The organism is Achromobacter spanius (genome assembly GCF_002966795.1).
Taxonomy (GTDB): Bacteria; Pseudomonadota; Gammaproteobacteria; order Burkholderiales; family Burkholderiaceae_B; genus Achromobacter; species Achromobacter spanius_D.
In genome coordinates this window covers 4,680,036-4,705,038 of record NZ_CP023270.1, presented here as the reverse complement: position 1 = coordinate 4,705,038, position 25,003 = coordinate 4,680,036, and the positions used below count along the sequence as shown (strand labels likewise).

Below are 25,003 nucleotides of genomic sequence, written 5' to 3'. Positions count from 1 at the left end.
TTGCAACGCGATAACAGGCAGGGCAGGACATGGACAGAGTCTTCATCACCGGCGCCAGCAGCGGCCTTGGCCGCGCCCTGGCAGCGCAGTACGCGGCCAAGGGCGCCACGCTAGGCTTGCTGGGCCGCCGCGAGGACGCCCTGCGCGAACTGGCGGACAGCCTGCCCGGCAATCACCGATGCTATGCCGTGGACGTGCGCGACCGTCCCGCGCTGCACGCTGCGGCGCAGGACTTCATCGCGTTCTGCCAGGGCAGGGTGGACGTGGTCATCGCCAGCGCCGGCATCAGCGCCGGCACGCTGACCGACCATGGCGAGGATTTCGACGTCTTCAAGGCCATTGTCGACACCAACCTGCTGGCCACCGTGTCCACGTTCGAGCCGTTTATTGCGCCGATGCGCGCGGCGGGGGCAGGGCGCCTGGTCGGCATCGCCAGCGTGGCGGGCATACGCGGCCTGCCCGGCGCGGGCGCCTACAGCGCATCCAAATCGGCAGTGGTGACCTATTGCGAAAGCCTGCGGCTGGAACTGGCTGCGCAGGGCATCAGTGTCGTGACCATCGCGCCCGGCTACATCAAGACGGCCATGACGGCACACAACCCGTACTCGATGCCGTTCCTGATGGAAGCGGACGCCTTCGCATCGCGCGCGCACGCGGCGATCGGCAAGGGGACCAGCTATACCGTGATCCCGTGGCAAATGGGCGTTGTGGCCAAGCTGATGCGCCTGCTCCCCAACGCCGTCTACGACAAACTCGCCCGCAACGCCCCGCGCAAACCGCGCAAGACGGCATAAGGCAGGCAGCGCCTCAAGGCACCACGTCGTCGCCCACTTCGGCGGCAATGTGCGTTACATCGCCCCAGTCCAGCACCTCCCACTTGCGGCCGTCGACGCCGACCCGGTTGATGCTGACATTGAGCAGCGCCGCGTCACGCGGCGCGTTCAGCGGGACGCCCGACGCATGGCGCCAGATGATGTCCAGCACGCCGCCGTGGGTGAACATCAGAATGCGTTCGCCCTCGTGGCGGCTGGCAATATCGTCCACCGTGCTGATGACGCGCGACTGGAACTGGCCGAGCGATTCGCCGCCGTCCAGCGGGCGCAACGGATCGCGGCTCTTCCACGCCGCCGCAGCCTCCGGCGCCAGCACGTCGATGCGCTCATGATCCAGGCCTTCCAGCACGCCGAAACCCCGCTCGCGGATGCCCGGTTCCACGCGCACGCGCAGACCGAGCTGCTCGGACACGGGCAGGGCGGTCGCGTGTGCGCGTTGCAGGTCGCTGCTGTAGATCGCGTGGATCGGCGTGTGCTTGGCTTCTTCGTGCAGGCGTGCGGCCAGCAGGCTTGCCTGGTTGACGCCGAATTCGTTCAGGGGAATGTCTTGCCAGCCTTGCAGGCGCCGCTGGCGATTCCAGTCGGTTTCGCCATGGCGGATGAACCAGATTTCAGTCATTGCAGTCTTGTTGCGGGGATTGAGCCTTATGCCTGGACCGGCGCGATGGGCGTGCGCGGCTTCCAGATGGCTTGAATGATCGAGCTTAACGCGACCAGCGCGGGCTCGCTAGCGCGTTCGTAAGGCAGCATGAAGCCAAGCACCGCGTCCACGCGCGCCTGGCCCCACACGATGAAGTCGCTGGACGCGGCGCCCGCAAGTGCGGTTTCCTCGCGCAATAGCGCGCAGCCCGCGCCGGCCCGAACCAGCGCATCCATGTTGGCCTGGTCGTCGTTCTGCATGACGATGCGTGGCGACAGTCCGTGGCGTTCAAACATATCGCGCAGCAACAGATGCGTGTGGCTGCCGGAGGGACCGTCCAGCCACGGCAGTTGCGCCACCTCGCGCCAGCCGCCGCGCTTGAGCACCGCGGCGTGCTCGGCGGGCATCGCGATCCGATAGCGCACGCTGCGCAGCGGCTGCCACAACACGCCGCGCGGCGCGTTGGCCGCAATGGTCAGCGCGGCGGGCAGACGGCCGGTGCTGACCTGTTCGGCCAGTGCCGCCGCCGGCTGGGTCTGGGTCTTCAGCTCAACCAGCGGCAGGCGCTGCGTGACTGCCGCGGCCAGCTCGCCCAGCCGCAGGAAATCGGGCTTTTCGCTGGGTACCCCCAATTCGACGACGCCATGCAGATTGCCCTGCAATTGCTGCGCCTCGGACTTGAACTGGGCGCCCAGGACCAGCAGCGATTCCGCCGTGGGCAGCAGCACCTCGCCCGCCTTGGCCAGGGCCAGACGGCCGCCGTTGCGGTCGAACAGCGCCACGCCCAGGCTCTGCTCCAGCGCTTTGATCTGCGCGGTCACGGCAGGCTGCGTCAGCGACAGCGCTTCGGCAGCCTTCGTCAGGTTGCCCAGCCGGGCGACCGTGACGAAGGCGCGGATCTGGTAGATTTCCATGGCCGCGAGTGTAGGTCAGGCGGCCAGCAGCCGCACCTGTGTCGGCTCCAATCCCACCGACACCGGCGCGCCCGCCGGAAACGGCGACAGCCCGGCCAGATGTGCCTGGTCCGCGGTCAGGCGCTGTTCGCCCACCTGCACTTGATAGCGCGTGAACTCGCCCAGAAACTCGCTGCTTTCCACGATGCCCGGCAGCCAGACATAGCGCGCATCGCCCAGGCCGTCCGCCATCTCGATCTGCACCGTGTGGGGCCGAAAGCTCGCCGCCAGCCGCGTGGCCGCGGGTGCCTCGCCCGTCAGCGGCAGATGCAGGTCGCCCACGCCATCCACCGCCAGCGTCACGCTGCTGCTGGTGCGCTCGCGCACATTGCCTTCCAGCACGTTCATCGTGCCCACGAAATTCGCCACGAAGCGGTTTACGGGGTAGTCGAAAAGCGTGCTCGGCGCACCGATCTGCTGCACCACGCCATGGTCCAGCACCGCCATCCGGTCGGCGGTGGTCATCGCTTCTTCCTGGTCGTGCGTGACGAAGATCGTCGTGATGCCCAGGCGGCGCTGCAGGCTGAGCAGATCCTGACGCATCTGCACGCGCAGCTTCTTGTCCAGGTTGGACAGCGGCTCGTCCAGCAGCAGCACCTGCGGCTCGATCACGATGGTGCGCGCCAGCGCCACGCGTTGCTGCTGCCCGCCCGACAGCTGATTGGGACGCCGCTTGGCGTATTGCGACAGCCCCACCAGATCGAGCGCGGCTTCCACCTTGGTGCGGATCTCGGCGCGCGGCAGCTTGCGCTCGACCAGGCCGAACGCCACGTTGTCCCACACCGTCATGTGCGGCCACAGCGCATAGTTCTGGAACACCATGCCGATGTTCCGATGCCAGGGCGGGGTGCCGCTGATGTCCTTGCCGTCCACCAGCAACTGCCCCGCGCTGTGCCGGTTGAATCCCGCGATCAGCCGCAGCAGGGTGGACTTGCCCGACCCCGACGGCCCGAGCAGCGCAAAGAATTCGCCCGGCTCGATGCTGATGCTGACATCCTTCAGCACTTCAGTCTTGCCGTAGGACAGCTGGATGTTGCGGCATTCGACGCTGACTTTCTTCATGCGGATTCCCCTTCATTGCGCGCCGGTTGCTGGCGCTTCGATGCGCGATCCACCAGCAGGTGCGATACGTATGTGCCGATGCCCACGGCAACCACCGCCAGGACGCCGAGCGCGGCACCCGGCCCGCGGCCCGCGGCGCTTTGCATGTACAGATAGATGCCGTAGCTCATGGGCGCCTGGCTGTCCTTGGTTACCAGCATGATGGTGGCAGACAGTTCCACCGCGGCCGTCACGAAGCTGGTCACGAAGCCGGCCAGCATGCCGCCCGCCATCAGCGGCACCACCACGCGCCGGATCGTGCTCATGCGCGTGGCGCCCAGCGACTGGGCCGCCTCTTCGAGCGACACATGGATCTGCTGCAACGCCGCTACGCACGAGCGCAGCGCGTACGGCAACCGGCGCACGGAATACGCAAGCATGATGATGATCCACGACGACGTCAGCATCGTCCCCGTGCCCGGCAGCTCGATGCCGCGGAAGGTGCGCAGAAAGCCGATGGCCAGGACGATGCCCGGAATCGCCAGCGCCGCGGACGCCAGGAAATCCAGCCACTGCCGCGCCGGCAACCGGGTGCGCAGCATCAGGTAGGCGATGGCGGTGCCCAGGATCACGTCGATGCCCGCGGCAAGGCCGCAGTACAGCAGCGTGTTGGCGATCATGCCCTGCGACTCCGAGAACACGGCCGAATAGTGCGCCAGCGTGTACCCGTCCGGCAGCGGTGCATAGCTCCAGACGCTTGCCAGCGACAGCAGCAGCACGCCGATGTGCGGCGACAGCACCAGCAGCAGCACCAGGATGATCCAGCCATAGGCCAGCACGCTTTCCATGGGACCCAGCTTGCGCTTCTGGATGGAATTGCCGCCCTTCTGCAGCGTGGAGTAGTCGCGCCCCTTGAGCACGCGCGCCGACAGCCACAGCGCCAGGATCGAAAAGCCCACCATGATCACGCTGATCACATAACCCAGCGGATCCTCCAACCCCACCTGCGTGATGCGCAGGTAGGCCTGCGGCGCCAGCATGTTGGTCGTGCCCAGCACCAGCGGCGTGCCCAGGTCGTCGAACACCTTCACGAACACCAGTGACGCGCCCGCCACATAGCCGGGCAGGGCCAGCGGAAAGATCACGCGGCGGAACAGCCGGAACCCGCGCGAGCCCAGGTTGAACGCCGCCTCTTCCATGGCGCCGTCGATGTTGCGCAGCGCCACGACCAGGTTCATCAAAATGAACGGGAAATAGTGGATGGCTTCAACGAAGATGACGCCGTTCAGCCCTTCCATGAACGGAATCGTGAAGCCGAACCAGTCATTGAGCAGCAGATTCACGCTGCCCGAGCGGCCAAAGATCAGCTGCATCGCCACCGCGCCCACGAAGGGCGGCATGATGAGCGGCAGCACGCCCAGCGTCTGGATCAGCAGCGCGCCGCGAAAATCGAAGCGCACCGTGAAGTACGCCAGCGGCACCGCGATCAGCGAGGCCAGCAGCGCCGACCAGCCCGCCACGTACAGGCTGTTGAAGAACGCTTCCCGCATCAACGGCTGGTTGAAGAACGCACCGAAGTGGCCAATGGTGAAGCTGCCGTCGGCGTTGACGAACGCGCTGTGAAAGACCGTGCCCACCGGCACAGCCAGGAAAAGCAGCAGAAAGCCGAACACCAGCAGCGCCGCCAGGACCGGGCCGGCGGGCAGGCGCGAATGGCTCGAATGATTCATCGAGATTCCCGAATATCGTTGCCAGAAGACAGGCGCAACCCCCGGCGAGCGGGTCAGGCCCGCCGGCCGGGTTCAGCGCATCCAGACGATCAGAGCGCGGCGGCTTGCCGTGCCAGCTTTACGGCTTCTTCGTAGTTGGCGCGCGCGCGGCCATTCCACTCGCCTTCAAGCTTCGTGATCTGCTGGTTGACGGCCGCGTCCTTCTTGTTGCCGGCAAAGATCGCCAGAAACGCGGGGTCTGCCGCCTGCTTGCTGTCGATCAGCGGCGCCCAGGCCAGCTTGCGAGCCTGGTCCAGCAATTCCGCCGCCTTGCCGCTCTTGGCCTTGTCGCCCAGCTTGGCCTCGGCGTCGTAGATCGCTTTGGTCGCCGCCTGCAATTCCTTCAAGCGGAACGTGACAGTCTGGTCGTACAGCGACTGCACGACGTAGTAGCGCGACTGCGACAGGTCCGCGTCGAAATGGACCTTGCTGCGCTTGGCGATTTCCGCCGGGTCGGGATAGCCCGGCGGAATCTTGCCGGCCAGCGCAGAGTAGGGCAGCACCGGCAGCCGCGAGATCTTCGGCTCCAGCAGCAGCTCCTGGCCCGCCTGGCTCAGCGTGAAGGCAATGAACTTCTTGCCTTCCTCGGTGTTCTTGGCGCCCTCGATCAGCGCGATGTTCGCCGGAACGATGGCCGTCTCGGACGGATAGACGAACTCGACGGGGAACTTGGAATACTTGCTCGACAGCCCGAAGAAGTCGATGACCGGTCCGGCGCCGAACTGGCCGTTGTTCACGCCGTCCGGCACACCGAACGATCGCTCGGTGACAGCACTGCTGTTGCCCGACATGCGCAGCAGCGTGTTCCAGCCGTCGTCCCAACCCTCGCCTTGCAGAATGGTTTCCACGGTCAGGTGCATCGTGCCCGAACGCGACGGCGACGTGATGCCCACGTGACCGAACCACTTGGGCGACAGCAGGTCCTTCCATTCGACGGGCGCGGGGATCTTGTGCGCCGCGATGTACCGGGTGTTGTAGATGATGCCGTAGCCCGCCAGCGCCTGGCCCAGGTACATGCCGCTCGGATCGTTGATGGGATAGCTGCCGATCTTGTCCGGCACGTCCTTGTTCGCGATGTCGGCCGACTTGGCCAGCAGCTTGTCGCGCCCAAGCACCTCGAACGCATCCGGTGCGCTCGCCCAGAAAACCTCAGGGCGCTGACCCGCCGGCGTCTCGCGCACGAAGGCAATGCCCGACACCGTGTTCTTGTTCAGGATTTCCAGCGTGATGCCGGGATTGGCTTTCTCGAAGGCGGTCTTGTAGGCCTGGGTCAGGTCCTTGGGGAACGACGTGATCACCGTGACGGTGCCGGCCAGGGCCGGCGCCGCGCAAACGGCCAACAGCGCTCCCGCCAGGGCTGTGCGCATAGCGTGCATGGTTTGTCTCCGTGGTTTTAGATTTGTCTGGAGACAGTACCGGCACGCCCGCCAAGCGTCCAATCAGAAATTTTGATGCGCGCCATCAGTGACGGCGCCGTGATGCTCGCCCGGGATCAGGCCTGGGCCGAGACGCCAGTGCCGTTGGACCCGCCGCCGCTTTGGGCCGCACGCGCCTGCTGCGCCAGGATCTGCGCGATCTGCCCTTGGATCTGCACGGCCTGCGCGTTCAACGCCATCACCTGCTGCGCCTTCATCTCCGCCGACATGCCGCTCGCCTGCACCTTGGCGATCTGGTCCATGATGCGCTTGAGCTGCTTCTGCAACTCCTTGATCTGGCGGGTGTATTCGTCTTCGTTGTCGGTCTCTTCCGCGGCCTGCGCGGTTGCCACCTTGCTGGCGCCCGGCGTATTGACGCGGATCTTGCCCTCAGGGCTGACCGACACGGCTTCCTGCCCCGAGGCGTTCTTCGCTTCCTTGTTGGCCTGAATCTTTTCGGCCCACATGTCGGCAAGGCTGCCGATGCGGGAGGTGCCGCTGATGCTGTTGATCGCCATGACTGTTCCTTTGCCTGGGATTTCGGGGTTTCCACTAGTACGGCAATCTGGCGGCAAAACTTAAACGTTGCCCCCGTTCGATGGCCCCCTTTACACTGGCGCCCGCTCGCAGTTTGAAACCCTAATCCGTACCATCCCCCGGGGAATCCATGTCCAATTCCTACTTTCCGCGCTGGCGCCTGGCCGACGACGCCGAGCCCGGCGTCATCATCGCGCCCGATGAACGGCTGTCCTGGCCCAAGAACGTGGCCATGGGCGCTCAGCACGTGGTCGCGATGTTCGGCTCGACCGTCCTCGCGCCGCTGCTCATGGGTTTCGATCCCAACGTCGCCATCCTGATGTCGGGGATCGGCACGCTGATCTTCTTCCTGTTTGTGGGCGGACGCGTACCCAGCTACCTGGGCTCCAGCTTTGCCTTCATCGGCGGCGTGATCGCGGTGACCGGCTATGCCGGCGGGGGCGCCAACGCCAATATCGGCGTGGCGCTGGGCGCCATCATCGCCTGCGGCCTGGCGTACACGCTGATCGGTGTGATCGTCTGGATCGTCAATGCGCGGGCGGGCGGCGGCGCCAACTGGATCGACACGCTGATGCCGCCCGTCGTGACGGGCGCGGTCGTCGCGGTCATCGGCCTGAACCTCGCGCCCATCGCCGCCAAGGGCGCGATGGGCGCATCGGGCTTTGACAGCGCCATGGCCATCGTCACGATCGTGTGCGTCGGCGGCATCGCCGTCTACACGCGCGGCATGGTGCAGCGCCTGCTGATCCTCGTCGGCCTGATCCTCGCCTGCGTCGTGTACGCCGTGCTGGCCAACGGCCTGGGCCTGGGCAAGCCCATCGACTTCAGTGCCGTGTCGGCCGCCGCCTGGTTCGGCCTGCCGCACTTCGCGGCGCCGGTCTTCAAGGCCGAGGCCATGGGTCTCATCGTGCCGGTCGCCATCATCCTGGTGGCCGAAAACCTGGGGCACGTGAAGGCCGTCAGCGCCATGACGGGCCGCGACCTGGACCGCTACCTGGGCCGGGCCTTCGTCGGCGACGGCGTGGCCACCATGGTGTCGGGCGCCGTCGGCGGCACGGGCGTCACCACCTACGCCGAGAACATCGGCGTGATGGCGGTCACCCGCATCTATTCCACGCTGGTGTTCGTGATCGCCGCCTTGATCGCCATTGTCCTGGGCTTCTCGCCCAAGTTCGGCGCGCTCATCCAGACGATCCCGGGACCGGTCCTGGGCGGCATGTCGGTGGTGGTGTTCGGCCTGATCGCCATTGCCGGCGCCCGCATCTGGGTCGTCAACCAGGTTGATTTCACCGACAACCGCAACCTCATCGTGGCCGCGGTCACGCTGGTGCTGGGCGCGGGCGACTTCACCATCAAGCTGGGCAACTTCACGCTGGGCGGCATCGGTACCGCCACGTTCGGCGCAATCATCCTGTACGCGATCTTGCGCCGGACGAAGTAAACGCGGGGCTCGGGCGGCGCAAAGACTATCGGTCAGTAGATTCCGGGCGCTAGCGTCTCCCGGAAAACCCGGAGTTCGCCCGGGCGCCTTTCGCGCTGAACGAGGCCGCAAAGCCTTTTCAGCGCGAAATCGCCGGTTTTAGCGGGTTACAGCGGCGAAATGCGCCGAAAAGGGCGTTTTCTCCGGCGGCTTGCAATTCCCGCCGAGATTGACCACAATATGACTTTGATTGCCCCGGTTCCGACCCGAGCCGGGGTTTTGTTTTGGTCGCCCGCGCCGCTCGCCAGATTTTTCCAAGCATTCAATGGCAAACAAAAGGCAAGCGCGCCGGTCCTGCGGCCTTCACCGAGAACGCTCCTTCGGGGCGTTTTTCTACTTTTTGTTTGGGAAACGACATGTCTGCCATTCCTTTGACCGTGCGCGGGGCCGAGCGCTTGCAAGAAGAGCTCCAACGGCTGAAAACCGTCGAACGTCCTGCCGTGATCAACGCGATCGCCGAGGCTCGCGCGCAGGGTGATCTGTCGGAAAACGCCGAGTACGATGCCGCTCGCGAGCGCCAAGGTTTCATCGAGGGCCGGATTGCCGAGCTTGAAGGCACGCTTTCCAATGCCCACCTCATCGACCCGTCCTCGCTCGAGGCCGAAGGCCGCGCCGTGTTTGGCGCTACCGTCGACATCGAAGACCTGGATTCGGGCGATCGCGTCACCTACCAGATCGTCGGCGACGTCGAAGCCGATATCAAGTCCAACCTGATTTCCGTGTCCAGCCCCGTGGCTCGCGCGCTGATCGGCAAGAGCGAAGGCGATGTGGTCGAGGTCGTTGCCCCGGCTGGCGTTCGCGAGTACGAAGTCCTGGGCGTGCGTTACATCTGACGCAAGCGCCACAAGCAGTAAAAATGTCAAACCACCCTGGCCCTGACGCAACGTTCGTCTGAATTCCGCGGTACATTGCGGATCGCTATGGTGGACCGGGCGCGTAAAGCGCCCGTTTTTGTGCCTGGACTTACCTTTTTGCGGTCTTGCGGCTGGTGCCGCTGCGGGCTCCGGCGCGCAGGCTCAGCGCGCTGCCGGCGCGGCGCGGAATGCCGTGGCCGCCAGCCGTGGAGCGCTTGTTGGAAGGCCGCATGGGCTTGCCGTTCTTGTTGAGTTCGTCCTGAGGGACGTAACGCTTCTTGGCGGGTGCGGGCTCTTCGGATTCGCTGCGGCGCGGGCGCTTGGCAAGGGTCCTGCCTTCGGCGGCCAGCTTCTTGGGCGTGTAAGGCTCCGAGGCGCGGCGTTTTGCAGGCGCTTCGGGTTCCTGGGCGGCCAGCGCGGCGGGCTTGATGTTGCCGGCCAGCGGGCGGAACAGGATCAGGGTCTTGCCCAAGTGATGCACAGGCGCGCAGGATAGCGTCTCGCAGATCGTGGCGAGCATGGCGTCCCGGGCTTCACGGTCGTCGCCGCCCGCGCGAACCTTGATGAGGCCATGCGAAGTCAGCGCCAGATCGATTTCCTTCAGCACGGCGTCGGTCAAGCCGTTGTCGCCAATCAGGACGACGGGGCGCAGAGGGTGAGCGGCGGACCGCAGGTCGCTGCGCTCGCGAGAGGTAAGTTCTAATATAGGCATGCGTGGAATTGTACGGTAATGGCCAAGAATAAATTCTCTAAAGACTGGATTCACCAGCACATCAACGATCCCTATGTGAAGCTGGCGCAACAGAAGGGCTATCGCGCCCGCGCCGCTTTCAAGCTGATCGAGATCCTCGACACCGAAAAGCTGATGCGCCGGGGCGACCTGGTCATCGACCTGGGCTCCGCCCCGGGCAGCTGGTCGCAGGTGGCGCGCGAGCGGCTCGCCGGGCCGGGCGGCATCGTGGAGGGCCGCATCATCGCGCTGGACATCCTGCCCATGGAGCCCGTCGCGGGCGTGGAATTCATCCAGGGCGACTTCCGCGAAGACGAAGTCTTGCAACAATTGGAAGACATGGTCGGATCCCGCGCGGTGGACCTTGTTATTTCAGACATGGCCCCCAACTTGTCCGGGGTGGGTATTGCCGATTCCGCTCGCATCCAGCATGTTTGCGAGTTGGCGATGGAATTTTCCTGCGCCCACCTCAAGCCCAACGGGGCGCTGATCGTCAAGGCTTTCCACGGCACGGGCTTCTCGCAGATCGTGGAATCCTTCAAGAAACGCTTCCGCCGGGTGGTCGAACGCAAACCGAAGGCCTCTCGGGACAAGTCCTCAGAAACCTTTCTGGTGGCGCGCGATCTGAAGTAACCCTGCCGTAACCATCCGGGACAAATCGTCCTGGCCAAGAAAACCCCCGTCCCGCCGAGACAACGACCAGAAAACTCAAGAATCAAATGTAATTAAATGGGCCCCACGGCTGCCAGGACGCAACTCCGTCCTACAGGTTAGAATGGGCTATTGACATACTTGTGACTGTGCCATACGCGGGTGCGCAGTCGCCGGTCGGAATCGAAAGCAGGAGATCGACCTTGAACAATTCATTTTCCAAAGTCGCTGTCTGGATGGTGATAGCCCTGGTGCTGTTCACCGTCTTTAAACAGTTCGACGGACGTGCCCAGACCCAGGACGGCGTGACCTACACGCAGTTCATGGACGACGCCAAGGCGGGACGCATCCGCAAGGTCGACGTTCAAGGCGACGTGCTGTACGTCACCCCGGACGCGGGCCGCGCCTACACGCTGACTTCCCCCGGCGACCTCTGGATGGTCTCCGATCTGCTGAAGTACGGCGTGCAGGTTTCGGGCAAGCCGCGCGAAGAACAGTCGCTCCTGATGAGCATCTTCGTCTCGTGGTTCCCCATGCTGCTCCTGATCGGCGTATGGGTGTTCTTCATGCGCCAGATGCAGGGCGGAGGCAAGGGCGGCGCGTTCAGCTTCGGCAAATCGCGCGCCCGGATGCTCGACGAAAACACCAACCAGATCACCTTCGCCGATGTCGCCGGTTGCGACGAAGCCAAGGAAGACGTCCAGGAACTGGTCGACTTCCTGCGCGACCCCAGCAAGTTCCAGAAGCTGGGCGGCCGTATCCCGCGCGGCGTATTGATGGTGGGTTCGCCCGGTACGGGCAAGACGCTGCTGGCCAAGGCCATCGCCGGCGAAGCCAAGGTGCCGTTCTTCAGCATCTCCGGCTCGGACTTCGTTGAAATGTTCGTCGGCGTGGGCGCGGCCCGTGTCCGCGACATGTTCGAAAACGCCAAGAAGCACGCTCCCTGCATCATCTTCATCGACGAAATCGATGCGGTGGGCCGCCAGCGTGGCGCCGGCCTGGGTGGCGGCAACGACGAACGCGAACAGACCCTGAACCAGATGCTGGTTGAAATGGACGGGTTCGAATCCGGCCAGGGCGTCATCGTGATCGCCGCGACCAACCGTCCCGACGTGCTCGATCCGGCGCTGCTGCGTCCGGGCCGTTTCGACCGCCAGGTTGTGGTGCCGCTGCCCGATATCCGTGGCCGCGAGCAGATCCTGAAGGTCCATATGCGCAAGGTTCCGCTGTCGCCCAACGTCGACGCGACCATCCTGGCGCGCGGCTGCCCGGGCTTCTCCGGCGCCGACCTGGCCAACCTGGTCAACGAAGCGGCGCTGTTCGCCGCCCGCCGCAATGGCCGCACGGTGGATATGTCCGACTTCGAAAAGGCCAAGGACAAGATCATCATGGGCGCCGAGCGCCGCTCCATCGTGATGCCCGAAGAGGAACGCAAGAACACCGCGTACCACGAATCCGGCCACGCGATCGTTGCGCGCATGCTGCCCAAGACCGATCCGGTCCACAAGGTCACCATCATCCCGCGCGGTCGTGCGCTGGGCGTGACGATGCAGCTGCCGGAAACCGACCGCTACAGCATGGACAAGGGCCGTCTGCTGTCCACGATCGCCGTGTTGTTCGGCGGCCGTATCGCCGAAGAAATCTTCATGGACCAGATGACGACGGGCGCCTCGAACGACTTCGAACGCGCCACCGCCATCGCCCGCGACATCGTCACGCGCTACGGCATGACCGACGAACTGGGTCCCATGGTCTACGCCGAGAACGAAGGCGAAGTCTTCCTGGGCCGCAGCGTCACCAAGACCACGCACATGTCCGAAGCCACCATGCAGAAGGTGGACACCGAGATCCGCCGCATCATCGACGAGCAGTACGGCGTTGCGCGCAAGATCCTGGAAGACAATCGCGACAAGGTCGAAGTCATGACCTCCGCGCTGCTCGAATGGGAAACCATCGACTCCGACCAGATCAACGACATCATGGAGGGCCGCCCCCCGCGTCCCCCGAAGACGCCGCAAGGCCCGTCGGACACGTCCGATACGCCGCCGACCGGCCTGGCTGCAGGCGGTAGCACGGCAGCTGCGGTCTGAGGTTCTTCGTTCTGGTTTATGGCAAATAACTTCCTTTGCGGGCGCTTCGAGTTTGATCTCGAGCGCCCGCTTGTCATGGGCATCGTCAATGTCACGCCGGACTCTTTTTCCGACGGCGGCGAGCACGGCGATACCGATTCCGCAGTGGCGCACGCGCGCCGGCTGATCGAGGAAGGCGCCCAGATCCTGGATCTGGGCGGCGAATCCACCCGTCCTGGGGCCGACCCCGTTTCCGTCGCTGACGAGCTCGACCGGCTACTGCCGGTGGTGGAGGCGCTCCGCGACTGCGGCGTGCCGCTATCCATCGACACGTTCAAGCCTGAGGTCATGCGGGCCACGCTGGACGCCGGCGCGGACATGATCAACGATATCTACGGCTTCAGGCAGCCGGGCGCGATTGAAGCGGTCTCGCAGTCGCGCTGCGGCCTGTGCGTCATGCACATGAAAGGCGAGCCTCGCACCATGCAGGCGGCGCCGCCCGAGTACACCGACCTGATCGGTGAAATCGGCCTCTTCCTGGGGGCTCGTGCGCAAAAGCTGCGCGCAGCCTGGATCGATCCTCGCCGCATCGTGCTGGACCCCGGTTTCGGGTTTGGCAAGACGGCCGACCAGAATTTTCAACTGCTGCGCCGGCTGTCCAGCCTGCGCAGTACCGGTTATCCATTGCTGATCGGCCTGTCGCGCAAAAACATGATCGGCCAGGCCACCGGCCGGCCGGTTGGCGACCGGCTGCCCGGCAGCATTGCCGCCGCGCTTGCCTGCGTCGCGCGTGGCGCCTCCATCGTGCGCGTGCACGATGTTGCGGCCACGGTGGATGCGCTTAAGGTATGGCAGGCGGCTGAACAAGGAGCAATCAGTTCATGATTCGACGCAAATATTTCGGTACCGATGGCGTACGCGGTGAAGTGGGCGGTCCGGTGATCAACGCCGAATTCGCGCTTCGCCTGGGTTACGCGGCTGGCCGCGTGCTGGCGCGCGAGCACGCGGTGCGCGGCGCGACGCGTCCGCAGGTCGTCATCGGCAAGGACACCCGGATTTCCGGCTACATGCTGGAATCCGCGCTGGAAGCGGGCCTGTCGGCCGCCGGCATCGACGTGCTGCTCGCCGGCCCGATCCCCACGCCCGCGGTGGCCTACCTGACCCGCGCGCTGCGCCTGGTCGCCGGCATCGTCATCAGTGCGTCGCACAATCCCTATCAGGACAACGGCATCAAGTTCTTCTCGGCGCAGGGCATGAAGCTGCCCGACGAAATCGAGGCCGATATCGAGGCCGCGCTGGACGAGCCCCTGGGCTGCGTCAGCTCGGAAGGACTGGGGCGCGCGCGCCGCATGGGCGACGCCCAGGGCCGCTACATCGAATTCTGCAAGAGCACGTTCCCCAACGATCTGGACCTGAACGGCATGACGATCGTGGTCGACGCCGCGCACGGCGCCGCCTACAACATCGCCCCGCACGTCTTCCGTGAGCTGGGCGCCGAGGTTCACGCGATCGGCGTGAACCCCGACGGCTTCAACATCAACAAGGGCGTGGGCGCGTTGCACCCCGAGCTGCTGGCCAAGGAAGTCAAGGCGCGCGGCGCCCAGCTTGGCATTGCGCTGGACGGCGACGCCGACCGCTTGCAGATGGTGGACGGCGAGGGCCGCATCTACAACGGCGACGAACTCATGTACGCCATCGTGCGCGAGCGCATGCAGCGCGGCAAGGTCGAGGGCGTGGTGGGCACGCTGATGACCAACTTTGGCTTCGAGCGCGAAATGAAGCGCCTGGGCGTGGGCTTTGACCGCGCCAACGTGGGCGATCGCTACGTGCTGGAACAAATGCAGTCGCGCGGCTGGCTGTACGGCGGCGAAAGCTCTGGCCACCTTCTGTGCCTGGATTGCCACTCCACCGGCGACGGCATCGTGGCGGCGCTGCAGGTCCTGACGGCCCTGCGTCGCAATTCCACCACGCTTGGCGACTGGATCAGCGATCTGCGCATGTATCCGCAGAAGATGATCAACGTGCCGCTGACGCCGGGCATGGACTGGAAAACGCACGCCGGTCTGACCGCGGCCCGCCAAGCGGTCGAGGCAGAACTGGACGGACGGGGCCGGATCCTGATACGCGCTTCGGGGACGGAACCCAAACTTCGTCTGATGGTTGAGGCCGAAGATGAGGCATTGGCGACCAATTCTGCAGAGAAGCTTGCGGCAAGCCTGGGGTAAACCCTGACTTTCGATTTAATATGTGGGCCACGCTTCGAAATCGTCGCGTGGCCTTTGTTTGTTTGCATTTTCGATGCCGGTTTAAGAGTCATAGTCACGTAACATGTTGGTCAAGTTATTGACATACAGGGCGTCCACACTGGCTGGACTCTCTAGGAGCTTCGCGTAATGCTGGAATTAGCACGCATCAACCCGAGCCGCAGTACCGCAGAACCCTGGACGGGCTCCGCCCCGAAGGTCCTGGCTGTCGGCCTCGCGCGTACCGCCGAAGAAATAGAGCAGATTCAGCGCCTGCGCTATGAAGTCTTCACCGAAGACATGGGTGTCGTCTTCCCGGACGCGCAAGATGGCATCGAGCAAGATCGCTTCGATCCATTCTGTGAGCACCTGATGGTCCGCGAACTCGACACGGACCGCGTCGTCGGCACGTATCGGATCCTGACGCCCGAAAAGGCGCGCGAAGCCGGCGGCTACTACTCGCAGTCGGAATTCGACCTGTCGGGCCTGGGCGCCATCCGCGACGAAGTCGTCGAAGTCGGCCGCTCCTGCACGCACGCCGATTACCGCGGCGGCGCGGTAATCATGCTGCTGTGGTCGGGGCTGGCGGAGTACCTGCGCCGCGGCGGTTACGAATACGTGCTCGGTTGCGCCAGCGTGAGCCTGCGCGATGACGGCGTCACCGCTGCCGAAGTCTGGCGCACGGTTGCCAAGCAGATGCCCAAGGGCAACGAGCCGCGTGTCACGCCGCTGCACCGCTACCCGGTCGAAAAGCTCAATAGCACGCTGCCGGCGCGCGTGCCGCCGCTGATCAAGGGTTACCTGAAGCTGGGCGCCAAAGTGTGCGGCGAGCCGGCATGGGATCCGGATTTCAATGCTGCCGACTTCCCGGTCCTGTTGAAGATGGAGCGCATGGACGAGCGCTACCGTCGCCACTTCGGGCTGGATCAGCCGGCCGTCATCACTACCCAGCGCTAGACGCCATCCATCATGCGCCGCCTGTTCCGCCGAATGACAATCAGACTGATACGGCGGGCAACCCGGCCGCTGCGCATGGAGCTCAGGCGGCTCGATCGCGAAACCGATCTGTCGCCGTTCTGATCAGCCGGGGCGGCCGTGCCGCCCGCTGTTTTTAGAACTCCAGCAGTTCGAACGAAAACCCGACCTTGTTCCACTCGGCTTCTTCCGCACGCAGCGTGAAGTCGCTGAGCGGGTGTTCGGCCAGCCAATCGCGGTTGACGCGCACCACGATGGAATTGTCGCGGACCGAGGCGGTCAGCGGCAGGGGCTCGATCTCGCCGCGGCGGCGGAACAACAGCACCGCCAAGCGCAGCGCCAGGATCGCCTTCCATTGCGCACGCGTGCGCACCAGCGGTTCCACCTTGGCCAGCTTGCCCTGGTGTCCCAGTACCAGCAAGGCCAGCAGCTGCTGGTCCGCGCGCGAAAAGCCGGGCATGTCCGCGTTTTCCAGCACGTAGGCCGAGTGCTTGTGATACGCGTTGTGGGCAATCGACAGGCCCACTTCGTGCAGATCTGCTGCCCAGCCCAGCGCGGGCCGAAGCTCGGCGCGTTCCTGGCCTTCCGGGAACAGGGTGTCGAACAGGCCGAACGCGGCGTGCCGGACACGGCGCGCCTGGTTCACGTCCACGTGATAGCGCTTGACGAACTGGCGTACCGATTCGTCGCGCTTGTCGTGCTCGTCGTCACGGCCCAGCAGGTCGTACAACACGCCCAGGCGCAGCGCGCCATCGCCGGTGTGCATGACGTCGATGCCCAGCTCGTCGAACAGCGCGCTCATGATGGCCAGCCCGCCGGGCAGCACGTCGGCGCGTTCGATCTTGATGCCGGGGAGCTCGGACGGGATGACGCGGCCCGAGCGGATGAGGCGGTCCTTCAGTTTGGTCAGCCCGGCGCGTGTGATGCCGCGGTCGGAGTAGCCGCCTTCGGTCAGGATGGCAAACAGCGCCTTGGCGGTGCCGGAGGAGCCATACGCTTCCTTCCAGCCCATCTTGCGGTACTGCTTGGCGATGACTTCGATTTCGCGGCGGGCGGCCAGCTCGGCCTGTTTCATCTGGTGCGCGTCCACCACGCCGTCCGAAAAGAACTGGCGGCTGTAGCTGACGCAGCCCATGTAAAGCGAGGACATCAGTCCCGGTTCGTGGCCCTTGCCGATGATCACTTCGGTGGAACCGCCGCCGATGTCGATGACCAGGCGCTTGTTGGGCGAGGGGGGCAGGGTGTGGGCCACGCCCGTGAAGATCAGGCGGGCCTCTTCACGGCCGGCGATGACTTCGATGGGAAAGCCCAGTGCAGCTTCGGCCCGGGGCAGGAAATCTTTCGTGTTGCGGGCGACGCGGAACGTGTTGGTGGCAACCGCGCGGACCCGGTTGGGGTGGAAGCTGCGCAGGCGTTCGCCGAAGCGTTCCAGGACGGCGATGGCGCGCTCGATGGCGTCGTCGCCAAGCCGCTTTTCGGCGTCCAGGCCGGCGGCGAGCCGGACGGTTTCCTTGAGGCGGTCAATCTGGTAGATCTGGGGCGTACCGTCCTGCTGAACGATGCGTCCGATGGAGAGGCGAAAGCTGTTGGACCCGAGGTCCACCGCGGCCAGAAGTTGATCCATGCGGCTCGTAATATTGGCTGTGAGGTGGACCGATTATAAGGACCCCACGTGACAACGCCGCCAGATACGGGTTTTTTCTTACGGAACAGAGGCTTGGAAGCGTTTATCCGGTGCGCCATATGTCCCGCATTTGACGTACCCTTAGCGATTGGGCGCTGTCATAGAACCGTCACCTGTTTGCAGTAAAACTTCACGCTCTCTTTTCGTATGGAATCCGGTATGCCCACACGTCCGCCAGGCGAGCCTCTGCTCATGAATCGCGAATTGTCGCTGCTCAAGTTCAACGAACGTGTGCTGGCGATGGCGGAAAACCCCAAGACACCGCTGCTGGAACGGCTGCGCTATGTGTGTATCGTCAGTTCCAACCTGGACGAGTTCTTCGAGATCCGGATCTCCAGCCTGAAAGAGCAGCAGCGCCAGTCGCCCAACTTGGTCGGCCCGGACGGCATGACGCCGGACGAGGCATTCGAATGCGTCCAGCAGGCAGTGCACGAACTGGTGTACCGCCAGTACAACCTGCTAAACGACGAAATTTTGCCGGCCATGCACAAAGAGGGCATCGCGCTGCATCACGCCTCCGAATGGAATGCGGAGCAGCAGGAATGGGCGCGCGACGTCTTCCACCGCGACGTGATGCCGCTGTTGACGCCCATTGGGCTGGACCCGGCGCATCCGTTTCCGCGGGTCTACAACAAGAGCCTGAACTTCATCGTGTCGCTGGCCGGCGCCGACGCGTTCGGCCGCCAGGCGTCCATCGCCATCGTCCAGGCGCCCCGCGCGCTGCCGCGCCTGATCAAGATGCCGCAGGAGCTCTCAGGGCAGCCCGAGGGCTACATTCTGCTGACCTCGCTCTTGCGCGCCTTCGTGGGCGAGCTGTTCCCGGGCCTGGAGATGCTGGGCTGCTATCAGTGGCGCGTCACGCGCAACAGCGACCTCTTCGTGGACGAGGAAGAAGTCACCAACCTGCGCCACGCGCTGCAGGGCGAGCTGTCGCAACGCAACTTCGGCGCCGCCGTCCGGCTTGAGATCGACAAGCTGACGCCCGTCGAACTTGAAACCTTCCTGCAGCGCGAGTTTTCGCTCAAGGCCGACGACACCTACCGCGTTCCCGGTCCGGTGAATCTGTCGCGCCTGATGCAGTTGTGCAATTCCGCGGCTCGCCCGGATCTGCTGTTTCCCGACTACCGCGCGCCCGTGCCCGCGCCGTTTGACCGCGTCGGCGACAAGCCCGCCGAACTCTTCGAGGCGGTGGCCGAGTGCGACCGCCTGCTGCACCATCCCTACCAGTCGTTCCAGCCGGTCATCGACTTCCTGACCGCCGCCGCGCTGGATCCCGACGTGATGGCCATCAAGCAGACCATCTATCGCACCGGCGAAGATTCCGAGCTGATGAAGATCCTGCTGCTGGCGGCGCGCGCTGGCAAGGAGGTGACGGTGGTGGTGGAATTGATGGCGCGTTTTGACGAGCAGACCAACATCAACTGGGCCTCCAAGCTGGAAGAAGTGGGGGCGCACGTCGTGTATGGCGTGGTGGCGCACAAGACGCACGCCAAGATGGCTGTTGTGCTGCGCCGCGAAAAGGGCCGTCTGCGCCGCTATGCCCACTTGGGCACCGGCAACTATCACCCGCGCACGGCGCGCCTGTATACGGACTTCGGGTTGCTGACCGCCGATCCCAAATTGTGCGAGGACATGGACAAGGTGTTCGCGCAGCTGACCGGCCTGGGTGCACGCCGCACGCTCAAGTCGCTGATGCAGTCGCCGTTCACGCTGCACGAAGGCATGGTGTCGCTGATTCGCGCCGAGGCGCGCGCCGCCAAGGCGGGCAAGCGTTCGCGCATCATGGCCAAAATGAATTCGCTCCTGGAAGAGCAGATCATCGCCGAGCTTTACAAGGCCAGCCAGGCGGGCGTGAAGATCGATCTGATCGTGCGGGGCGTCTGCGCCCTGCGCGCCGGCGTGCCGGGGCTGTCGGAAAACATCCGCGTGCGGTCCATCGTGGGGCGTTTCCTGGAACATTCCCGCGTCTTCTACTTCTACGCCGAAGGCGAGGAGACGGTGTACCTGTCGTCTGCCGACTGGATGGATCGCAACTTCTTCCGCCGCGTCGAGATCGCTTTTCCGATCTACGACAAGACGCTCAAGAAGCGCGTCATCGACGAAGCCTTCACCTACGCGCTGCGCGACAACCAGCTTGCCTGGCAGCAACAGCCCAGCGGCGATTACGCGCGCGTCAAGAGCCGCCGCGAGCCGTACAACCTGCATCAGTTTTTGATGCAGAAGCTGGGCGTCTGAACGACGGAACCAAAAATAGGGGTTTGTCCCCATAATTTGTCTGTGATCCACGGCCGCCCGGCAACCGCCCGGCGGCCGTGGTTTTTATGCCGCATCGAACGTCTGCATGAACAGTTTGTGACTGTCATGGTCTTGTCACGTTGCCTGCCTAAGATGCGAAGGTCGCTGAAAGACAGGCAGCTAAAAAGCCTGCCAAGACTCCTTTAACGAGCACAGAAGGAACCCAGATGTTCAAACGTGTCTTCAAGCAAGTTTCCGTGGGCGTCGCGCTGAGCGCCGCTGTTTTTGCCGTCCAGGCCGCCAACGTCACCGGCGCCGGCGCATCGTTCCCGTACCCGATCTACGCCAAGTGGGCGTCCGATTACAAGGCTGCGACCAACAACGCGGTCAACTACCAGTCCATCGGTTCGGGCGGCGGTCAACAGCAGATCATTGCAAAGACGGTCGACTTCGGCGCCTCGGATGATCCGATGAAGGCTGCTGATCTCGAAAAGCACGGCCTGCTGCAGTTCCCCGCCGTGATCGGCGGCACTGTCGCCGTCGTGAACGTCGACGGCGTCGAGCCGGGCAAGCTGAAGCTGTCGGGCAAGCTCCTGGCCGACATCTTCCTGGGCAAGGTCAAGAAGTGGGACGACGCCGCCATCAAGGCGCTGAACCCCGACGTCAAGCTGCCCTCGGCCGACATCATCGTCGTGCACCGTTCGGACGGCTCGGGCACCACCTTCGGTTGGACGAACTACCTGTCCAAGGTGTCGCCGGAGTGGAAGTCGCAAGTCGGTGAAGGCAAGGCCGTCAAGTGGCCCACCGGTCAAGGCGGCAAGGGCAACGAAGGCGTCGCCGCCTACGTTGGCCAGCTGAAGAACTCGATCGGCTACGTCGAATACGCCTACGCCAAGCAGAACAAGCTGGCCTGGACGCAACTGCAGAACAAGGACGGCAAGTTCGTCCAGCCCGAGCAAAAGGCTTTCGCTGCCGCGGCCGCCAATGCCGACTGGAAGAGCGCGCCGGGCATGGGCGTGGTCCTGACCGACGAGCCGGGCGCCGATTCGTGGCCCGTCACCGCCGCCACCTTCATCCTGATCCACAAGTCGCAAGACAAGCCGGTTCAGGGCAAGGCTGTGCTGGACTTCTTCGACTGGGCGTTCAAGAACGGCGCCAAGTCGGCTGAAGCCATGGACTACGTGCCGCTGCCGGAAGCCGTGACCAAGGAAATCCGCGCCGCCTGGGGCGAAGTGAAGTCCGCTGACGGCCAGGCTGTCTGGAAGTAAATCAGTACTGTGCGGCCCCGACGCCTGAAGGCGGGCGGGGCCGCCGCTTGTAAATCGACCTCTCTGCTGTTCCCCCAGGTTACCTAAGGAAAGTCCATCCATGAGCGCGGTAATGGATAATAGTGTGCCGCTTCCGCCCAGCGTGGCGGATTCCGTGACTACCGGCACGCCTTCGCCTATGAAGCAAACAAAAAACGCGCTGATGGATGCGCTGTTCAAGAATCTGACCCGCCTGTTCGCCTTTCTGGTGTTCATTCTTCTGGCGGCGATTCTCATCTCCCTCATCTACGGCAGCCGCGAATCGCTGGCCAAATATGGCCTGTCGTTCCTGTGGCTCAATGACTGGGATCCGGTCAATTCCAACTACGGCGCCGTCGTGCCGATCATCGGTACGTTGCTGACGTCCGCGATCGCGCTGATCATCGCCGTGCCGGTCTCCTTCGGCATCGCCATCTTCCTGACCGAACTGTCGCCGACCTGGCTGCGCCGCCCGCTGGGCACCGCCATCGAAATGCTGGCGGCCATCCCGTCCATCATCTACGGCATGTGGGGCCTGTTCGTCTTCGTGCCCGTGTTCCAGCAGTACGTGCAGCCCTTCATGATCGCGACGCTGGGCAGCGTGCCCATCATCGGCGGCCTGTTCGCGGGCCCGCCGTTCGGCATCGGCATCTTCACCGCCGGCCTGATCCTCTCCATCATGATCATCCCGTTCATCGCGGCCGTGATGCGCGACGTGTTCGAGCTGGTCCCTGCGATGCTCAAGGAATCGGCCTACGGTCTGGGCAGCACGACCTGGGAAGTGATGTGGCGCGTGGTGCTGCCTTTCACGAAGTCGGGCGTCATCGGCGGCATCATGCTCGGCCTGGGCCGTGCCCTGGGCGAGACGATGGCCGTGACCTTCGTCATCGGTAATGCGTTCAAGTGGTCCGGTTCGCTGTTCTCGCCCGGCAACTCCATCGCCTCGGCGCTCGCCAACGAATTCAACGAGGCGGGCGGCATCCAGAAGGCGGCGCTGCTGGAACTGGGCCTGATCCTGTTCCTGATCACGACCATCGTGCTGGCCCTGGCCAAGACGCTGCTGGTTCGCCTGTCTGCCGGCGAAGGCAAGAAGACCTGACGCCCGGAGCACAAGGAAAAATCATGGCTGAATCCGTACTCAACATGCAGAACGGCATCTATCGCCGGCGCCGCGTGGTCAATCGCATCATGCTCGCCGTGTCGATGACGACGCTGGTCTTCGGCTTGTTCTGGCTGTTCTGGATCATTCTTACGTTGCTGATGAAGGGCGCGCCCGCGCTGTCGTACACGCTCTTCACCGAAATCACGCCGCCGCCGGGCCAGGCGGGGGGCTTGCTCAACGCCATTCTCGGCAGCGTGATGATGGCGGGCGTCGGCACGCTGATCGGCACGCCGGTCGGCATCCTGGCCGGCACCTACCTGGCTGAATACGGTCAGCGCGGCTGGCTGGCTCCGGCCACGCGCTTCCTGAACGACGTGCTGCTTTCAGCGCCGTCCATCATCATCGGCTTGTTCATCTATGCCGTGTATGTGGCGCAGGTCGGGCATTACTCGGGTTGGGCCGGCGCCATCGCGCTCTCCATCCTGGTGATCCCGGTCGTGGTCCGCACCACCGACAACATGCTGCTGCTGGTGCCCAACAGCCTGCGCGAGGCGACCGCCGCGCTGGGCTGCCCGAAGTGGCGCATGATCACGCTGGTGTGCTACCGCGCCGCCAAGTCCGGCATCATCACCGGCGTGCTGCTCGCGATTGCCCGCATCTCGGGCGAAACCGCGCCGCTGCTGTTTACCGCGCTGTCCAACCAGTTCATGTCGCTGAACATGAACGGCCCGATGGCCAACCTGCCGGTCGTCATCTACCAATACGCCGCCAGCCCCTTCAAAGACTGGAACAACCTGGCCTGGGCCGGCGCCACGCTGATCACGCTGCTGGTGTTGGGCATCAACATCATCGCCCGCAACCTGTTCCGCAAGTAAAGATCGCTTTGCCGGCGCGCTGGACGCGCCGGCAGCCAAGGGAAACCCAATGGAAAACACCGCTACCGCAGTCAAGAACAAGCTCGAGGTCAAGAACCTGAACTTCTACTACGGCAAGTTCCACGCGATTCGCAACGTGAACATGTCGATCCAGGAGAAGAAGGTCACCGCCTTCATCGGTCCGTCGGGCTGCGGCAAATCGACGCTGCTGCGCACGTTCAACCGCATGTTCGAGCTGTATCCCGGCCAGCGCGCCGAGGGCGAAATCCTGCTGGACGGCGAAAACCTGCTGACGGCCAAGACCGACATCTCGCTGATCCGCGCGAAGGTCGGCATGGTCTTCCAGAAGCCCACGCCGTTCCCCATGAGCATCTACGACAACATCTCCTTCGGCGTGCGTCTGTTCGAGCGCCTGTCGAAAGGTGAGATGGACGAACGCGTGGAATGGGCACTGAGCAAGGCTGCGCTGTGGAACGAAGTGAAGGACAAGCTGCACCAAAGCGGCAACAGCCTGTCCGGCGGCCAGCAACAGCGCCTGTGCATCGCCCGCGGCGTGGCGATCAAGCCGGAAGTGCTGCTGCTCGACGAGCCGTGCTCGGCGCTGGATCCCATCTCCACCGCCAAGATCGAAGAGCTGATCGCCGAACTGAAGAACGACTATACGGTCGTGATCGTGACGCACAATATGCAGCAGGCTGCGCGTTGCTCGGATTACACGGCGTATATGTACCTGGGCGAGCTGATGGAATTCGGTCAGACCGACCAGATCTTCGTGAAGCCTTCGCGCAAGGAAACCGAGGACTACATCACGGGCCGTTTTGGCTGAACGTGGCGGCCGCTAGGCACTGGTTTCTGTTATAGTTGCCACCCTTCGGGGCGTAGCGCAGCCTGGTAGCGCATCTGCTTTGGGAGCAGAGGGTCGTGAGTTCGAATCCCACCGCCCCGACCAAACAAATCAAGGGTTTACGCCTTAGCGGCGTAAACCCTTGTTCGTTTCTGGCGGCACCAGAAGTGTGCGATACAAAAGGTTACTTCGTCTGCTGCTACCAAGAGTGCCTGCATGGTAAATATCGCCGGGGAGGGCGGCTTGGCGTTTCGCCAGGCTCATTTTTCTTTTAAGGAGCTGACCATGAATATTGTTCACAAGATGAATGCTGTTCAAGTGCCCTTGAAGAGACTTTCCGCGATCCTGTGCCTTGCCGGGCTGGCATGGACTGCAGGCGCGACCCACGCGGCCGATACGAGCAGTTCCGCGCAATCGCAGCATCAGCAAGACGTCGCGACCTGCAAGAGTGGCGCCTCTGGCCAGCCGCTGGAAACGTGCCTGCGCGAAGCGGCCGCGGCGCGGCAAGAGCGTGAGCGTCAGAACCTGACTGCGGAGAGCCCTGAGCAGCTCAGGCAGAACGAGCTGGCGCGCTGCAATCGTCTACCGGAATCGCAGCGTGCAACCTGCGTGGCCAAGATGACCTCGCCCACGAATGTGCAGGGCAGCGTGCAGGGCGGTGGGGTGTTGCGTAAGAAAGAGATCCAGGTGCCAGCCACTCCGGCGAATCCGGCTACCCCGGCCAGCAGTGCGCCGGCTCCCGCCCGCTGAACGGCGCCGTTGCAGAGCGCACAAACATAGCGATTCG

The 25,003-nt window shown here is 64.1% G+C and carries 22 protein-coding genes and 1 tRNA gene; 15 read left to right on the top strand and 8 right to left on the bottom strand.

All coding sequences use genetic code 11. The features are described 5' to 3' along the window. Positions 1–29 precede the first annotated feature (29 nt). Complete coding sequence (locus tag CLM73_RS21325; RefSeq protein WP_105240135.1) at positions 30–794, top strand: SDR family oxidoreductase; 765 nt, start codon at positions 30–32, stop codon at positions 792–794. Between the two features lie 13 nt (positions 795–807). On the opposite strand, the gene CLM73_RS21320 is transcribed toward CLM73_RS21325, so the two are convergent. From CLM73_RS21320 to CLM73_RS21295, 6 genes are all read right to left on the bottom strand, one after another. Further along, the gene (locus CLM73_RS21320) at positions 808–1,452 is read right to left on the bottom strand and encodes a histidine phosphatase family protein (protein ID WP_105240134.1); all 645 of its coding nucleotides are present in this window, start codon (positions 1,450–1,452) and stop codon (positions 808–810) included. Positions 1,453–1,478: 26 nt separating this feature from the next. Then, a complete protein-coding gene (locus CLM73_RS21315; protein ID WP_105240133.1) occupies positions 1,479–2,387 on the bottom strand; it encodes a LysR family transcriptional regulator in 909 nt (302 codons plus the stop codon). Between the two features lie 15 nt (positions 2,388–2,402). Beyond that, positions 2,403–3,488: an ABC transporter ATP-binding protein gene (locus tag CLM73_RS21310; RefSeq protein WP_105240132.1), complete on the bottom strand. Its 1,086-nt coding sequence runs from the start codon at positions 3,486–3,488 to the stop codon at positions 2,403–2,405. Next, positions 3,485–5,197 (bottom strand): ABC transporter permease, encoded by a 1,713-nt coding sequence (locus tag CLM73_RS21305; RefSeq protein WP_105240131.1) that lies wholly within the window; start codon positions 5,195–5,197, stop codon positions 3,485–3,487. Before CLM73_RS21305 ends, CLM73_RS21310 begins: the two co-directional genes overlap by 4 nt. An 89-nt stretch (positions 5,198–5,286) precedes the next feature. Continuing rightward, positions 5,287–6,612, bottom strand: coding sequence for an ABC transporter substrate-binding protein (locus CLM73_RS21300; RefSeq protein WP_105240130.1), 1,326 nt, complete (start codon positions 6,610–6,612; stop codon positions 5,287–5,289). Between the two features lie 116 nt (positions 6,613–6,728). Further along, entirely contained in the window at positions 6,729–7,169 is a 441-nt protein-coding gene (locus CLM73_RS21295; RefSeq protein WP_105240129.1) for a FlxA-like family protein, read from the bottom strand. 149 nt (positions 7,170–7,318) lie between these two features. On the opposite strand from CLM73_RS21295, the gene CLM73_RS21290 reads away from it, so the two are divergent. Together CLM73_RS21290 and greA are read left to right on the top strand one after the other, a co-directional pair. Next, on the top strand, positions 7,319–8,629 hold the full coding sequence (locus CLM73_RS21290) for a solute carrier family 23 protein (protein ID WP_105240128.1): 1,311 nt from the start codon (positions 7,319–7,321) through the stop codon (positions 8,627–8,629). A gap of 395 nt (positions 8,630–9,024) precedes the next feature. After that, positions 9,025–9,501, top strand: a complete 477-nt coding sequence (gene greA / locus CLM73_RS21285; protein ID WP_056570741.1) for a transcription elongation factor GreA — start codon at positions 9,025–9,027, stop codon at positions 9,499–9,501. Positions 9,502–9,631: 130 nt separating this feature from the next. Here greA and CLM73_RS21280 read toward each other — a convergent pair whose 3' ends face one another. Next, the gene (locus CLM73_RS21280; protein WP_105240127.1) at positions 9,632–10,234 is read right to left on the bottom strand and encodes a YhbY family RNA-binding protein; all 603 of its coding nucleotides are present in this window, start codon (positions 10,232–10,234) and stop codon (positions 9,632–9,634) included. A gap of 18 nt (positions 10,235–10,252) precedes the next feature. On the opposite strand from CLM73_RS21280, the gene CLM73_RS21275 reads away from it, so the two are divergent. From CLM73_RS21275 to CLM73_RS21255, 5 genes are all read left to right on the top strand, one after another. Further along, positions 10,253–10,885, top strand: coding sequence for an RlmE family RNA methyltransferase (locus CLM73_RS21275; protein ID WP_105240126.1), 633 nt, complete (start codon positions 10,253–10,255; stop codon positions 10,883–10,885). Between the two features lie 221 nt (positions 10,886–11,106). Further along, positions 11,107–12,993 (top strand): ATP-dependent zinc metalloprotease FtsH, encoded by a 1,887-nt coding sequence (ftsH, locus tag CLM73_RS21270; protein WP_105240125.1) that lies wholly within the window; start codon positions 11,107–11,109, stop codon positions 12,991–12,993. An 18-nt stretch (positions 12,994–13,011) separates the two neighbouring features. Continuing rightward, positions 13,012–13,857, top strand: a complete 846-nt coding sequence (folP, locus tag CLM73_RS21265; RefSeq protein WP_105240124.1) for a dihydropteroate synthase — start codon at positions 13,012–13,014, stop codon at positions 13,855–13,857. Next, complete coding sequence (gene glmM, locus CLM73_RS21260; protein WP_105240123.1) at positions 13,854–15,197, top strand: phosphoglucosamine mutase; 1,344 nt, start codon at positions 13,854–13,856, stop codon at positions 15,195–15,197. The genes folP and glmM overlap by 4 nt, the downstream gene beginning before the upstream one ends. A 168-nt stretch (positions 15,198–15,365) precedes the next feature. Continuing rightward, positions 15,366–16,172, top strand: a complete 807-nt coding sequence (locus tag CLM73_RS21255) for a GNAT family N-acetyltransferase (protein ID WP_105240122.1) — start codon at positions 15,366–15,368, stop codon at positions 16,170–16,172. A gap of 154 nt (positions 16,173–16,326) precedes the next feature. Here the strand turns inward: CLM73_RS21255 and ppx are convergent, their stop codons facing one another. Further along, on the bottom strand, positions 16,327–17,814 hold the full coding sequence (gene ppx / locus CLM73_RS21250) for an exopolyphosphatase (RefSeq protein WP_105240121.1): 1,488 nt from the start codon (positions 17,812–17,814) through the stop codon (positions 16,327–16,329). Positions 17,815–18,033: 219 nt separating this feature from the next. Here ppx and ppk1 point away from each other — a divergent pair, with 219 nt between their 5' ends. The 7 genes from ppk1 to CLM73_RS21215 all read left to right on the top strand — a co-directional run bounded on the left by ppk1 (position 18,034) and on the right by CLM73_RS21215 (position 24,966). Then, the gene (ppk1, locus tag CLM73_RS21245) at positions 18,034–20,109 is read left to right on the top strand and encodes a polyphosphate kinase 1 (protein ID WP_105240120.1); all 2,076 of its coding nucleotides are present in this window, start codon (positions 18,034–18,036) and stop codon (positions 20,107–20,109) included. Positions 20,110–20,336: 227 nt separating this feature from the next. Then, positions 20,337–21,377 (top strand): phosphate ABC transporter substrate-binding protein PstS, encoded by a 1,041-nt coding sequence (gene pstS / locus CLM73_RS21240; RefSeq protein ID WP_056570720.1) that lies wholly within the window; start codon positions 20,337–20,339, stop codon positions 21,375–21,377. Positions 21,378–21,477: 100 nt separating this feature from the next. After that, on the top strand, positions 21,478–22,494 hold the full coding sequence (gene pstC, locus CLM73_RS21235) for a phosphate ABC transporter permease subunit PstC (RefSeq protein ID WP_056570719.1): 1,017 nt from the start codon (positions 21,478–21,480) through the stop codon (positions 22,492–22,494). A 23-nt stretch (positions 22,495–22,517) separates the two neighbouring features. Next, positions 22,518–23,372 carry a phosphate ABC transporter permease PstA gene (gene pstA, locus CLM73_RS21230; protein ID WP_082579045.1) on the top strand — a complete coding sequence of 285 codons (855 nt, stop codon included), beginning with the start codon at positions 22,518–22,520 and terminating at the stop codon, positions 23,370–23,372. 49 nt (positions 23,373–23,421) lie between these two features. Continuing rightward, positions 23,422–24,198, top strand: coding sequence for a phosphate ABC transporter ATP-binding protein PstB (pstB, locus tag CLM73_RS21225; protein WP_105240119.1), 777 nt, complete (start codon positions 23,422–23,424; stop codon positions 24,196–24,198). A gap of 46 nt (positions 24,199–24,244) precedes the next feature. Further along, a tRNA-Pro gene (locus CLM73_RS21220) sits at positions 24,245–24,321 on the top strand. Between the two features lie 111 nt (positions 24,322–24,432). Further along, the gene (locus tag CLM73_RS21215; protein ID WP_234015706.1) at positions 24,433–24,966 is read left to right on the top strand and encodes a hypothetical protein; all 534 of its coding nucleotides are present in this window, start codon (positions 24,433–24,435) and stop codon (positions 24,964–24,966) included. Positions 24,967–25,003 lie beyond the last annotated feature (37 nt).

Coding starts and splice junctions, on each gene's coding strand:
- CLM73_RS21325 (WP_105240135.1), top strand. CDS start 30: ATGGACAGAGTCTTCATCACCGGCGCCAGCAGCGGCCTTGGCCGCGCC.
- CLM73_RS21320 (WP_105240134.1), bottom strand. CDS start 1,452: ATGACTGAAATCTGGTTCATCCGCCATGGCGAAACCGACTGGAATCGC.
- CLM73_RS21315 (WP_105240133.1), bottom strand. CDS start 2,387: ATGGAAATCTACCAGATCCGCGCCTTCGTCACGGTCGCCCGGCTGGGC.
- CLM73_RS21310 (WP_105240132.1), bottom strand. CDS start 3,488: ATGAAGAAAGTCAGCGTCGAATGCCGCAACATCCAGCTGTCCTACGGC.
- CLM73_RS21305 (WP_105240131.1), bottom strand. CDS start 5,197: ATGAATCATTCGAGCCATTCGCGCCTGCCCGCCGGCCCGGTCCTGGCG.
- CLM73_RS21300 (WP_105240130.1), bottom strand. CDS start 6,612: ATGCACGCTATGCGCACAGCCCTGGCGGGAGCGCTGTTGGCCGTTTGC.
- CLM73_RS21295 (WP_105240129.1), bottom strand. CDS start 7,169: ATGGCGATCAACAGCATCAGCGGCACCTCCCGCATCGGCAGCCTTGCC.
- CLM73_RS21290 (WP_105240128.1), top strand. CDS start 7,319: ATGTCCAATTCCTACTTTCCGCGCTGGCGCCTGGCCGACGACGCCGAG.
- greA (WP_056570741.1), top strand. CDS start 9,025: ATGTCTGCCATTCCTTTGACCGTGCGCGGGGCCGAGCGCTTGCAAGAA.
- CLM73_RS21280 (WP_105240127.1), bottom strand. CDS start 10,234: ATGCCTATATTAGAACTTACCTCTCGCGAGCGCAGCGACCTGCGGTCC.
- CLM73_RS21275 (WP_105240126.1), top strand. CDS start 10,253: ATGGCCAAGAATAAATTCTCTAAAGACTGGATTCACCAGCACATCAAC.
- folP (WP_105240124.1), top strand. CDS start 13,012: ATGGCAAATAACTTCCTTTGCGGGCGCTTCGAGTTTGATCTCGAGCGC.
- glmM (WP_105240123.1), top strand. CDS start 13,854: ATGATTCGACGCAAATATTTCGGTACCGATGGCGTACGCGGTGAAGTG.
- CLM73_RS21255 (WP_105240122.1), top strand. CDS start 15,366: ATGCTGGAATTAGCACGCATCAACCCGAGCCGCAGTACCGCAGAACCC.
- ppx (WP_105240121.1), bottom strand. CDS start 17,814: ATGGATCAACTTCTGGCCGCGGTGGACCTCGGGTCCAACAGCTTTCGC.
- ppk1 (WP_105240120.1), top strand. CDS start 18,034: ATGCCCACACGTCCGCCAGGCGAGCCTCTGCTCATGAATCGCGAATTG.
- pstS (WP_056570720.1), top strand. CDS start 20,337: ATGTTCAAACGTGTCTTCAAGCAAGTTTCCGTGGGCGTCGCGCTGAGC.
- pstC (WP_056570719.1), top strand. CDS start 21,478: ATGAGCGCGGTAATGGATAATAGTGTGCCGCTTCCGCCCAGCGTGGCG.
- pstA (WP_082579045.1), top strand. CDS start 22,518: ATGGCTGAATCCGTACTCAACATGCAGAACGGCATCTATCGCCGGCGC.
- pstB (WP_105240119.1), top strand. CDS start 23,422: ATGGAAAACACCGCTACCGCAGTCAAGAACAAGCTCGAGGTCAAGAAC.
- CLM73_RS21215 (WP_234015706.1), top strand. CDS start 24,433: ATGGTAAATATCGCCGGGGAGGGCGGCTTGGCGTTTCGCCAGGCTCAT.